The organism is Vibrio sp. 1078-1, from assembly GCF_033340475.1.
Genome location: NZ_JAWOWM010000014.1, coordinates 68,825 through 81,104 on the forward strand (window position 1 = coordinate 68,825; position 12,280 = coordinate 81,104).

9 protein-coding genes are annotated in these 12,280 nt (G+C 37.7%); 5 read left to right on the forward strand and 4 right to left on the reverse strand.

Translation table 11 applies throughout. The features are described 5' to 3' along the window. Nucleotides 1-42 precede the first annotated feature (42 nt). Nucleotides 43-3,750, forward strand: coding sequence for a hypothetical protein (locus tag R7190_RS20650; RefSeq protein ID WP_139351517.1), 3,708 nt, complete (start codon nt 43-45; stop codon nt 3,748-3,750). Between the two features lie 7 nt (nt 3,751-3,757). Beyond that, entirely contained in the window at nt 3,758-4,228 is a 471-nt protein-coding gene (locus tag R7190_RS20655; RefSeq protein WP_025633942.1) for a hypothetical protein, read from the forward strand. Nucleotides 4,229-4,590: 362 nt separating this feature from the next. On the opposite strand, the gene R7190_RS20660 is transcribed toward R7190_RS20655, so the two are convergent. After that, on the reverse strand, nt 4,591-5,166 hold the full coding sequence (locus tag R7190_RS20660) for a hypothetical protein (RefSeq protein ID WP_318137594.1): 576 nt from the start codon (nt 5,164-5,166) through the stop codon (nt 4,591-4,593). Between the two features lie 210 nt (nt 5,167-5,376). Between R7190_RS20660 and R7190_RS20665 the strand changes: the two genes are divergently transcribed. From R7190_RS20665 to R7190_RS20675, 3 genes are all read left to right on the forward strand, one after another. Next, a complete protein-coding gene (locus R7190_RS20665) occupies nt 5,377-6,012 on the forward strand; it encodes a hypothetical protein (RefSeq protein WP_025633944.1) in 636 nt (211 codons plus the stop codon). A gap of 155 nt (nt 6,013-6,167) precedes the next feature. Further along, nucleotides 6,168-7,286: an AAA family ATPase gene (locus tag R7190_RS20670; protein ID WP_025633946.1), complete on the forward strand. Its 1,119-nt coding sequence runs from the start codon at nt 6,168-6,170 to the stop codon at nt 7,284-7,286. A 2-nt stretch (nt 7,287-7,288) separates the two neighbouring features. Next, the gene (locus tag R7190_RS20675; RefSeq protein ID WP_025633948.1) at nt 7,289-8,182 is read left to right on the forward strand and encodes a DUF4435 domain-containing protein; all 894 of its coding nucleotides are present in this window, start codon (nt 7,289-7,291) and stop codon (nt 8,180-8,182) included. 62 nt (nt 8,183-8,244) lie between these two features. Here the strand turns inward: R7190_RS20675 and R7190_RS20680 are convergent, their stop codons facing one another. From R7190_RS20680 to R7190_RS20690, 3 genes are all read right to left on the reverse strand, one after another. Further along, a complete protein-coding gene (locus R7190_RS20680) occupies nt 8,245-9,516 on the reverse strand; it encodes a phospholipase D family protein (RefSeq protein WP_025633950.1) in 1,272 nt (423 codons plus the stop codon). Between the two features lie 352 nt (nt 9,517-9,868). Continuing rightward, nucleotides 9,869-10,915 carry a ParB N-terminal domain-containing protein gene (locus R7190_RS20685; RefSeq protein ID WP_025633951.1) on the reverse strand — a complete coding sequence of 349 codons (1,047 nt, stop codon included), beginning with the start codon at nt 10,913-10,915 and terminating at the stop codon, nt 9,869-9,871. A 10-nt stretch (nt 10,916-10,925) separates the two neighbouring features. Next, nucleotides 10,926-12,170, reverse strand: coding sequence for a ParA family protein (locus tag R7190_RS20690; RefSeq protein WP_025633952.1), 1,245 nt, complete (start codon nt 12,168-12,170; stop codon nt 10,926-10,928). Nucleotides 12,171-12,280: the final 110 nt, after the last annotated feature.

Below are 12,280 nucleotides of genomic sequence, written 5' to 3' on the forward strand. Positions count from 1 at the left end.
GTGTGTTTAAATATGGTATTATATAGTTGTCGGTCTTTAGTAATGGTTCAGCCAATGGTTAATATTTTTGAAACAACAAACCTAATAGAAAACGAATTGGTGGCTTTGCACGAGAGTGTTAGCTTCAAGTTCAATGCGGTTGTAGAAGAGTTTATAACGATTTTGCGATCTAGTGATTCGCTAGTGTTTGTTCCTTGCAGTATGGGTAAAGACTCCAGCACAGTTTTGAATGCTGCTTCTGAAGCTTATCGAGTTTGTATTCAAAATGGTTGGATCGAAAAAACTCGCCCCTTAATTGTTTCAACGGTTGACACTCTTTCGGAATCACTTCCAATGGTTATGTACACCAGGTGGGTTAAATCTAAGTTTATTGACTATGCAAAAGATAACGATATTAACGTTTACTACGATATTGTCACTCCGTCATTTCATGAAGAGTACGCGAACAAATACCTGACTAGTAATAAGCTAATACCAAATGCACAACGTAATAGTGACTGCAGCTCTATTCTCAAAATTGTTCCTAGCGAAAGATATTTAAAAAACCTATTGGACCGCTTTAAATCAGACGAAGAACTACAGCAATACACCCGTTTTGATGTGATTTGCGCTACAGGGCAAAGAAACAACGAGAGTACAAAGCGAAAAGGTAATATGGTTATTCAGGGAACCAGTGATAAGTCTATAAGTGATTTATTGAAAGAGATGAAAGAGTCTGACTTAAATACAGGCTACCCACTGTTTCTATACGCTCCAATACGTGACTGGTCTACCCAAGAGGTTTTCACTTCCTTAGAACTTTCTGGAGCTAAGCCTCTTACTCGTAGTTTAGCTGGGCTCCCTCCCCTTCCCGGCTTCCTTTCTGATTTCGCCCTGCTTTTGGCCATTTATGGGAATGCTTCTTCTGATGTCTGTGAGATTGCAGTAGGACAAAAGAATTCAAATGGTTGCAATGGATCTAGTCGATTTGGATGCACACTATGCACAATGGTTCAACACGATAAAACCCAAAACTCACTAGCTAAACATACTCGATGGAAAGTGTTTTTACAGGAAGAGGTTCTGCGCATTAGAGATTTCATGTTTCAGCTGAGTTGCAATATGGATGCGAGAATGATGCATGCCAAAGCTATCGATTTTGCAGCATATCAACGAGTAGCATTTCAGCCGAACGTTCTAAAAGTAAAGTATTTAGAAAAGTTGGTTAGGTATTTTGCTCAAATTTCAATTGAGTCATCTAAAAAAGCTGAAGAGTTCAAACGACTATATAAAAGTGGGTACGTCGACCAACATGAAGGCGTTATAGACATCAAAAATGATAGAAGCTTGAACGCTAAAGCCAGAAGAGCATTTCTTGATATGTACATTCAAGAGGCCCAGAAACCCTTAATAAACATTTTTTCTGAAAAGCATGCTGCTTATCTTTCGTTTAGATGGAGTCTAGATGGAGTAAATGCCCTTCCCTATAGACCTTTGGTTATCTGGAATGAACTTTTGAGAGGTAATGGCTGGATTCCTTATCCTAAAAGTAATGCAGAGTACGAATCTATTCATGGAAAAATCAGCATTAACTCATCGAAATTACCTGAAGCCGTATTAATGAAAACTCTTAATGTTGACAATGACCCAGTGCGGTTTATTGATAATCATAAGTCCTTTCTTAGCTACTGGGAGCGTCCAATAGATGCGAGCGATTTGAATGAAAGCGATTTTAACTGCACCACGAAGATCCTCCCTAAAACACAGTTACCTGTAAAAGTGAGTATTGCTCATAATTTAAAGCTGGAACCAATCAGCCAGGACACTTCTCGATCTAAACATTGTGATCTCTTAGGAAGGATTTCAGTGATGGTCAATGCTGAGAGAGTTGAACTCTTTGATTTGATTTCAAGTAACTCTGATAAGGTAATCAAGTTGGAGTGTAATGGACGTAAAGCTTCTAGTGCATTTTCAGAGTACTTTAAAACTAGTCTACTTAAGGGTTATGCAAACAAAAAAGCACTAAATTGGTATAACGAAATTGATGAGCAAATTAGTAGCATTGAATTTAGTTCTATCCAAGAAGCTACGAAAGTGATTTATGCATCCTTTAGTTCTATGTTTGGCGGTGGAAAGATAAACACCAAGCTTTCTATACCCTATCTATCGCATGTTACTGATATCCAATACCAGGAAAAGGCTCGAAAAGTTAAACCTTCATTAGATTTCACAAAACGTGTAGCAAAAATTAGATCAGGTAAACTTACTAAGGGAACAACAAGACTCTCTTTCTATAATCTTGAAACAAATCCAAGACTTCACTATGCGCATGCAGATAATCATAGAGTGCTTCACCCTGACATCGATCTCTTGGGCGAAGAAGTTAAAGATGTTTTTACACCAGCACATTATATTGACCCTAATGCCGCTCTAGGCGACAAGTTAAATATTGTAGTTAATGAAAGAACTCTCAGTCAGTGGCACTTAACCCAACCTTACGAAAGAATTAAAGCTGAACATGATCTTGCACTCATTCAGAACATAAGAAGACGTAGATTGTCTCTCTCTAATAGAAAACAATCAGTACGGTCCACGCAATTAGGAGCTGTGGCACGTTCTATGGTAGAGACAGGGGCCGTTAGGATATCGTTAAAGTACTACCCGACATTCCTCGACATAGCCAAGAGAACAGAGTTACTGTCAGAACTTGGTTGTTTCGACTACCAAGACATGAATGCATCAGAACTAAAACAATTGCCTTTTATGGTTTCTATGCAAAAGCATAGGATCGATAAAGCTAAGCTATTACTTCATGTTCGGGAGCGTAGAAACGCAATAAGACACAAAATAAAGCTGCAACTGTCTAGGCCGTTGGAAGGCTGTGAGAGTAGATTAAGGAATCACTGTGATAGATTGAAGAAATACCTGGCTCGATTTGGTGAATCAACTGTCAAGCTAAACAATCCCACACTATTCTTGACCGATAATCAGCCTCAGATTCATCGAACATTAAAGTGCTGGTCTTTATTAAGCTCAGACTCGTTCAAATCGATTGAAGAGTTCTACAAAAGTTCTCTCTCTACTAACCAACTAACAGAACTGAATGCTAAGCCATCTATTAAGAAGGAAATTACACACTTTACAATCGAACAGCTAAACTCAGTTGTTTCAGTACTAGAGCAATCTATTGCGATGAACTGGGCACTTAAAGGAGTGTATTCAAATGCCATTAATAGTATTGATAGTGAAACAGTTTCAAAAATCGCTAAGGTATCTAAAGACCTATCTAACTTGAAATTTGACGATGTTTTTAAGTATAAAAGTTCAGAGGAATATCTTTGTCTAAAAACTGAATTGAGAAATCTGAATGCAGCTCTATACACGCGACTAAGTAATATCGAAACACCAGCCTCAAATGTGATTAACTTAGACAAACAAGATTTTCTAGCTTCATTTAACCCAAGCGTAGAAAACTACTTAACTCGGTTGGGAGAATATGAGTCAAACCTATCTGAGGCTCTTATCACCCTCGAGTGGTTTAAAGCTCAAATTGAAGATATAAAGAGATTTTCTCTTCGTGAAACAATATCAAAGTTTTCACTCGAACAGCGTCTATCTCTATCAACGGATTTATGTACAATGCCAGTAAATACGAATGTTACAATTTCTCCTGATCGAGTCGATAGTAATATGCATACGACAAAAGTAACTAAACGTTCTACAAGAAATGTAACGCCAAAACCCTTACTCGAATCACTATTAAATCTATAAAACAATTATGTTTACTTATGACTATAAAAACGATTTATCTCTCTTAGCTGAAGCGTTTAAACAGAGTGAAAGCACAATAAAACTGTGGCAGAAATCAAAGCCGAAACAGGCTTTCATGTTGGATAATGCATTCAACTACTGTAATGATTACGATGAACTAAAGCTATTTGTCAACAGGCTGGTGGAATTGGAAACCATAAAAGAGGTTAACGCCGAACTAGGATTGCCTAGTGCTCCAGATCGACTTGTAGATGAAGGCTTCTCTAAGTCTGCCTATTGGAAGTGGTTTAAGGAAAACAGGCACTTGTATGTTGCGATGGTTATGGGGTATTCAGAGTTTAAGGTTCAGAACCTAGTAACCAATACTAACCAGGATTTGATAGCCAAGATACTAACTAACCTAAGTAAAAAGGAGCTGGTATCGCTCTACACCTCTGACCCAGATAGTTTAATTAAGTTAATCAATACGCTTAAGTGATGTGAATTTTTGGGGTGATATACAGTGTATATTCTAATGGGACCAGTATTGATGTCACATTGTAAATATACACTGTATATTTTAAAGGGAGCTATTTGTTAAAATAGTATACAGTGTATATTACTCAGATATCCATCTGGCATAGTGTTCCAGAACTCTTGATTAACTATTAATCAACATGGTTGTTCAAAAAAAAGTATTAGAATATACAATGTATATTCTTAATCTAAAGTGTTTTAAATACTACAATTTTTCAGAATCAAGCGCGTAAGTACCCATCATAGTTGCATCAGCCGAACTGTTTTTCATACTTATGAAAACCACGGACTTACTTTTATCGAATTGGTCATTCGTGCACCCAATTAGACAACGAACACTTTATGTGGTTTTGTTAATTTGTATATTCCAATGCCGATAGCATTGATTGCTCTAGCGAAACTCTTAGATAGTCCTGCCATAATCAACTTGTTGGCCATTTCGGACAGCTCCTGAGCATATGAATCTGTCATGTTTTCTGCCTTTATCTTTATCATTGAGCTCGAACCAAGCCACCAGTTGTTGTAAGCACCAGACTTACCTTGTGCGAGGACAATGTCTTCGATTGTGTACTCAATACCGAAAATGGTGAGTATGATACAACCACGAATGGCAAAATTGAGTTTACGTGGAATGTCATCCATATAGGTATCTGCTATTGCACCTCCTAGGCCGTTTTCTTTGGGCCAATTTACATTTGACACTAGCCAGTTAGAAACTTCATGTGACCCCTTCCTGCCAGCAAGTACAACCAATTTTGCTGGCTCCTTGTGACAAGCGTTGTAGCAACGGACTCCATCATAAGGTTGACCATGGGTGATACAATGGGATTGTTCTATGAAATTGATATTAGTTAAGCCATCGAGATTAAATTCAAATGCGTTTGAATGAATGGTAGCCACAAAATACTCCTTAGAAAAAGCTCACTTGCCGATACGAATTAATGAATACAGATAAATACTTTCGGAATAACTAATAGTTCATAAGTAAACAGAATGTAAGGTGAGCCTAAGAAAAAAGAATCTAAGTTTGAGCTCTGTTGATACAAGAATGATCTAAGCTTGTTTAGATGAATTAACAAAATAATAGTAAAATTAAGATAAGGGAGATCCATGGAAGGATTGGGTATTATTGTCTTTAACGGTATAGGGATGCTTCTGTGTTTCTCTATTGGTTCTTTCGTTGCGTACTTTGGTTATAAAATTTTCAAAAGAGGCGCCTCGTTAAAGGAAGAGGAGCAACTAATCGAATGGAACAATCTCAAGGTTTCATCAAAAGGTGGAGGAGCAATAGTTACATCATGTTCAGCAATTTGGGCAATTGTGGGCTTATATGTTAGCCCTGGCATTTCAAATACTCCAAATGGGCCGGATTATACATCAATTCATAATAAACAGAATATAGAACTTAAGGTTGCAAGTGCGTACGTTGATGACCCTGAATCTATATTGGATAACCCTGAAGAGTTAAAAAAGTATTTTTCCGAGAGTTTGTCATCAAGAGACTATGACGTTGGAATTATTCACGTGAATGGCCGAATTGGAAGGTTGGATTCAGACTCAACAAACTACTTGGTTGATAGTTCAGGAAATACGACCTTAACAGCTGAGGCAGAAGGGGAGTTTGGTAAAGTACTAGTTTTATTCAGACCAAAAGTTAATGAAAAAAATCAATTGATATTTGATGCAGATGCTTTGGTTAAGAATGTGGATATAAATCGTCTAGATAAAGTAAAGAGTTCAGACTAATAAATCTTTACTATTCAAGCTACGTTGGTCTTTGGTCATTACCCATAAATCACTGAATAACCCACAGAAACAGAAATACCCAGAATCAATATGCACTTTACGACATTACCTCTAATGGTACAATGCGACATAATTTTCAATAAAAATACTACAAAATGTTCCTAAGAATAGAAAAAATTACAGTTAAGAATCTGTTTGGTTTTTTAAACTATGACATTGAACTTCCAGAGTCCGATCATGTGGTTATTACAGGCCCCAATGGCTATGGTAAGACTATGCTTCTCAAATTGATTCATAATGCTATCTCAAATAACTACAAAGAATTATCTAAAATAAGTTTTGATACATTCGAACTGAAAACCAATCTTGGTCTTGTCCGTTACTTCAACTCAGAATCTGGTATGCAGATCGAGTCATTTCTTAATGACGCAAAAAAGATCATCATTCCTTCAACCCAAAACTTGTCTGAAGAAAAGGTATTTGATTACAGAAAAGCTTTTTCTATTCTTATCCATTCTGTACATCTGAATGACGAAACTGAAGCATATAGCATCATTACAAAGCAAAGAGCGTTTCTAGAAGATAAAATGAAGTTTGCGCTAAGTAAATTGCACAAGCTTGACCAGTTGGTTTATGACTTATTTTCATGCATTTCAATAGAATCACACGAAGTTCAAAATAACGCATTACCGTACATGCAGAAAGAGAGGATAGTTGGCCTACAAGACCTGTTAGCACCTTACACTCGTTTCGGATTGCTACCAAAGTCGAGTAAGTATCTCGAATTGAATGACTTAAACCTTGTATCAGACTACACCATTAACTTGAGTGATAAATTGGATGAAATATTCTATGAAGAATCTTTGCATGAAGACTTTGTAGGACGTTTGAGCGAGTTCTCGAAGCTAATTGAGAAGAAAAAGTTTTCATTTAAAACTATAGCAGTTAACCCGGAATACGGCTTCGCATTCTTCAATCATGTTGGTGCTAATATACCTTTAGAAAAGTTGTCTTCAGGCGAGAAGAACCAAGTATCTATTTTCTTTGATCTAATTTTCAAAGCAGAAAATGGTGCAATCATTTTGATAGACGAACCTGAGGTATCTCTACACATTTCATGGCAGAAAGACCTCCTTAATGAGTTCTCTCAAATATCAAAGTTTAATCACTACTCACAGCTTATAGTAACAACGCATTCACCGGATGTGATTGGTGATGAATGGGAAAGTTCAATTGACCTCTTTGACAAGCATGTGATTGCAAAGAGTAACTAGTTATGTCGAGTTTAAGAGATGCTACCAGAGAACGTAGCGATGAAACTAAATTTAGCGCTCTGCTTTTACAGGTCCAAACTGACCACGTAGGCAATAGGATTATATTTGTTGTTGAAGGCGACTCCGATATTACTCTGTTTAACATGGTGTTGAGAAATACAGAGTTCTTTTACTGCACTCCAGCAAGTGGAAAGGCGGATGTCATAGAAGCTGTTGATAGGCTGAGGACTCGTATTTCTAATCAAGTTTACGGTATAGTCGATGCAGACTTCGACCACGTACTAGAAAAGACTTACAACGATACATTTATGACGGACGTGCATGATGCAGAAATTATGATGCTTCATGATGAATTTATCACAGATTTTATAACTGAACATACACAAAATCATATTCTGGGTCCGATGCAGATCGATGAAGTTGGTCAGAGATTAATGAGTAATCTGATGAGCGTCTGTAATGAAATCGGTCTTGTAAAACTCGCTTGTAGGTTGCTGAATTTGAATGTGAGATTCAAAGGTATGAACTACTTTACTAGCGAAGCTGTGACGGTTAACGATTTTAATGTGTCAATAAACATTCAAATCTTAATCGAAGCTGCAATCAGAAGAAGTCCGAGAGTAGAACAAACTCATTGTATCGACATATACAATAAATACGTAGAGTTAAATCAAGCTGGTTATTGTATATATCAGACCGCGAATGGGCATGACTTTTGCCAGTTGCTGGCTCAAGTGTTTAAGCAACCATTATCATCAGATAGAAATGTAACTGTCAAAGGGGTAGAGAAGTATCTTCGAAGCAAATATACAAAGGAGAACTTTGAGCGGACTAATTTATATGAGCAAATGATTAGACTTATTGAGACCGATGCAGAGGTAGAAGAAGTAGCGTAGTTTTTAGGATATCATATTGCCTCATTTCAACAGAAGTGAGGCGTCAATAACTATAACTTTCGTTACTCACTTACTTGAACAACTTTGTTGCCGAAGTATCTTAGTACTTTAGTTGTCCTACCGTTGATGACTGGCAAATCTTCTTTGTTAATCCATCCAATTAGCTCCTGAACATTAGATTTTCCGAATTGGTTCAACTTATACTCACTATCGTATATGCAGTTTGCCATACGTGTTACAGGGTCTCCAGTGCCGTATAGTAGGTATATCAGAGTCTTTTTTACCCTCTGTTCTTCATTACTTCCCATAAAGCTCTCCTTTAATGTATTGAGGCCACCTTTGTAGAAGCGAAACCGGTCATGGAAAGAGTGCAGAACGCAAAGTGCCTCAACTATATCAATCATTGAAGCTGATATGATTGCTTCCTTTGAACCGAGGACTTTTTTTATAAGGGGATAATTATGCGGAACAATGCGATCCTCAAAATGTTCCCATTTTGTATTCATCCATTCATTAATAAGTTTTGCCGTTTTAGACCGTTGTTGTTCATCCCATCCAAGAGGTTGGTGCTTCCAAGTGTCTTGAGTGGCATAGAAGTCGCGAACAAAGCTGAAGAATGAGTCAATTTCTAATCTTAATGGTATTAAGTCACCGTTAACTTTTCTATCGAAGGTTTTGTAGATTTCTACTATTCGATTAAAAGCACTAACTGATTCTTGATATGAACGCTGGTATGTATCTTGGAAAATAGACTTCTGTGATGCTTTCTTTTTACCGCGATTGATGTTCGAGAAGTTCACATCCCCCATGGTGTCGATGACATCGTGTTCCATGTCATTTAATAGTTTATTTGCATGATAGTACTTGTTATAGATACTCCGATAGCATTTGACTGCATCTCTATTGAGCACTTTTGCGTCACGCCAGTATTCACTGAATAACTCTTGCAGTTCTATAAATCTATGATCTTCCGGGTGGATGCCAATCATAACTTCTTGATTAGAATATATGGCGGATCGAGTTAGATTCGCTGAACCCAACAAGATGGACTTATCACCAAAAATGTAAAGCTTAGGATGGAATGAGTTGGTCGTGAAGAACCTAGCTTCAACCTTATTATTGTTTAGTAATCTATCTAGTGCAGATGGTGAGGTTGGAAAACCAAGTCGCACAATGATTTTTAAATTACATCCTTTTCCAAGGACCTCATCTATAACATCAAACTCTGTGAAAAAAGCTGAAGCAATGAATAAGTCCATTCCATCTTCTATATGATCTGTGATGCCATGTTTAATGAAATCATTTTTTGAAGTTCGATTAGTATACAAGTCCATTGGTTTGCTCTCATCACTCTCTTAAAATAGTACAAGCCATTGAGGTTGATAAAAGAGTAACTTATATCAGTAAAAGGATACACTGGCCTAAAGAATTCTGTGGCTACAAGCTTATTTTCGCAAGTTTGGAGTTGATCAAGTAAAGATATTAGGGGAGGGGGAGTTGTATATTTTCTGGTTTGAAAAAAAGAACCCCCTCCTACGCAAAAGCGTAAGAGGGGGACAGAGATAAACGCTTGGGGGCAATTTAACTCCGAAGCGAATTATATACAGGTTTACAGCTTAGTTCAAAGAAAATGACACTATAAACAGTTAAATGCCCAATTTTTCAGCATGATAGATAAACGCCACACTATATGGATAATCCCCAATCTCCTAAAAGCTGATCAAGCTGCTGCTTTTGCTCATCGCTTATATTTTTAACTGTGAAACTGAACTCACCTTTCAAGGAGTCATGTTTTACGTGAACTTCAGAGCCGTTATCAAGTTTCTTCTTAAGTTTCTTTGGCTTTGTCAATGCATCTTGCCCTTGATCCTCATCATGCTCGGCATAGCTGTATGACAGAATCTTTTTTACGATTTGAGCGTTGGCGTGTTTAGCACTTAATGCTGTAAGCCTTAGGTTTTCTGTCTCTTCTAATAAAGATGAGCAAAAATTTTCAAAGCCTGATTTTTCTTTATCAGAAAGGCTAGTTATTTTCTTGTCTAATTCAATTATTGAAGGTCTTCCTAGATCAGGAACACTAGGAATGACATCTATTAGCCATTTTGGTAGCTCTGCCGCTTTTATACCAGCTGAGACTAAGTTTTTGTCATAGCCTTTCTCGGTGGCAATCTGAATATTGTTCAAACCTTGTTCTTTCTTGAGGTTCAGCCATTGCTTACCTAACTCATAGAGAGACATGGGTCTATGTGTATTACTTACTTCAGATAAAGACTGCTTACTTTCGCGTGTAATATTTTGACTTGTAGCATAGATCTTAAAACCGCGCTTACTGTAGAAACAACCGCTTCTGCGTTGAGAGCCATCAATAACTTCATAAGTGACACCCCCTTGTGAATCAGTGTGTTTTATAGCAAGACCGGGATAGAGTTGACCCTTATCAGAGATCTTGTTGGTAATATCTATAACTGACAGCCGAGACATAATTGATTGATCTCGAACATTATCCTCTGATACGAATGTTTCGGCTTCAATTTTATCAAAAGGAATTTCGACCAGTTGAAACAAGACTTCTTGGCCATCAACCGCAATTTCTAGTTCGGATACTCCTGCTTGAGCTGCCTCGTTAAGGAGTTGCTCCTCTTTCGTTGTGATTGCAACACTATCTGATGATAACTTCGAGGTACGATTACCACCTGGTGTATAAGCTTGGACATTTCTTCTATGACTTGACATGGTGCCCTCTTTATAAATCGATATCTTTTAAGTGATCTTTAAGCTCATTTGCTAAATCAATTACTGAGTCCTTAGAGTCACGTAGCTGTCGAGGGATACAAATACCTTCGCTAGAAGCGACATCTAGTACTGTTCGATAATTTTTGGCTGCGGTATCAAAAGCATTTGAGCGAATGATGTAGTTATTGAATACCATGGAACGGTACTCATCTTTGATACGATTTGATAGCTCAGTATCTCGGTCTTTCTCTTCTTCGACGTTGGTACGGGCAATTTTAATCCAACGAATACCTTCTGAACCTTCTGGCAAAGCTCGAACCTGGTTAGGTAAATTATCCAAGAATTGAGTTGTGGAGCTCCAGTCGAGAGCCTTTGGAGATACTGGTACCAACAAACCATTACAAGCGTACAGTGCACTCCAAGTAAGCGGGTTGATTTGAGGTCCTGTATCAATAAAGATTAAGTCGTATTGGTTACGAATAGGGTCGATAACTCGTTCTTTTAATCTTGGAATTAGGTTTTCTTCTCCGAGCCAATGTAAAGACGAAAATCGCTCATCCTCAGGAAACGCTGGCATGATTCGAACATTAGGTAAGAAGGTATTAAGGATTGCTTCATCAATAATATCCTCATGACTTAAACCATAATTCACGAAATTTTGATATAGAGAATCTTTACCCTCAAGATCCGCTGTCATAATGTCAACGGCAGTGAGTTGGTCCAGATCATTTTGTTTGTATTCCTTAGATTGAGCGAACAATTTAAGTGAACCCTGTGGATCTAAATCAATGATTAGAATGCGGATACGTTCAAGGTGCTGTAAACCTAATGCCTGAGCCAGGTTAATAGTCGTCATGGACTTACCTGTACCACCTTTCTGGTTCTGTACATTGATAATATGAGTACCACGATTAAAATCAGACCATTTTGGCTTACCAGCTAAATCGAGAATTTCATGAATATAGTCTGGCGAATACGCATACTTACCACGGATCATTTCAGGTGGTTGATAGCCTTGCTCCACCCAATCTTCTTCCTTTTTCTTAAACGTGTTGACAGAGTCCCAGCCACACATTTTGCTCATTTTGGTTTGTGGAACTGAGTGATTAAGAATGACCTTGCTGACTTCAAACTGTTCATCGAGTACAACCTTCGATTGCTGAAGGATGTTTGCTCGACGTTCTGACTCGGTACGACTTACGCTCTCGTTTGCTTTTTCCAAATTCTGCAAAACGGATTCAGTGACTGATGACATTGTGACTCTCCATAAAATTGACAGTCACATTGTCAATTAACAGGTGATGACTGTCAATGATAATTAATGGGTATCAATGATATGTTGAGGCTATCATTTTTATTTGAGGC

What these genes read in the sequence shown, in the direction of transcription:
- R7190_RS20655 (WP_025633942.1), top strand. Translation starts at nt 3,758, where the DNA reads ATGTTTACTTATGACTATAAAAACGATTTATCTCTCTTAGCTGAAGCG.
- R7190_RS20650 (WP_139351517.1), top strand. Translation starts at nt 43, where the DNA reads ATGGTTCAGCCAATGGTTAATATTTTTGAAACAACAAACCTAATAGAA.
- R7190_RS20690 (WP_025633952.1), bottom strand. Translation starts at nt 12,170, where the DNA reads ATGTCATCAGTCACTGAATCCGTTTTGCAGAATTTGGAAAAAGCAAAC.
- R7190_RS20665 (WP_025633944.1), top strand. Translation starts at nt 5,377, where the DNA reads ATGGAAGGATTGGGTATTATTGTCTTTAACGGTATAGGGATGCTTCTG.
- R7190_RS20680 (WP_025633950.1), bottom strand. Translation starts at nt 9,516, where the DNA reads ATGGACTTGTATACTAATCGAACTTCAAAAAATGATTTCATTAAACAT.
- R7190_RS20675 (WP_025633948.1), top strand. Translation starts at nt 7,289, where the DNA reads ATGTCGAGTTTAAGAGATGCTACCAGAGAACGTAGCGATGAAACTAAA.
- R7190_RS20670 (WP_025633946.1), top strand. Translation starts at nt 6,168, where the DNA reads ATGTTCCTAAGAATAGAAAAAATTACAGTTAAGAATCTGTTTGGTTTT.
- R7190_RS20685 (WP_025633951.1), bottom strand. Translation starts at nt 10,915, where the DNA reads ATGTCAAGTCATAGAAGAAATGTCCAAGCTTATACACCAGGTGGTAAT.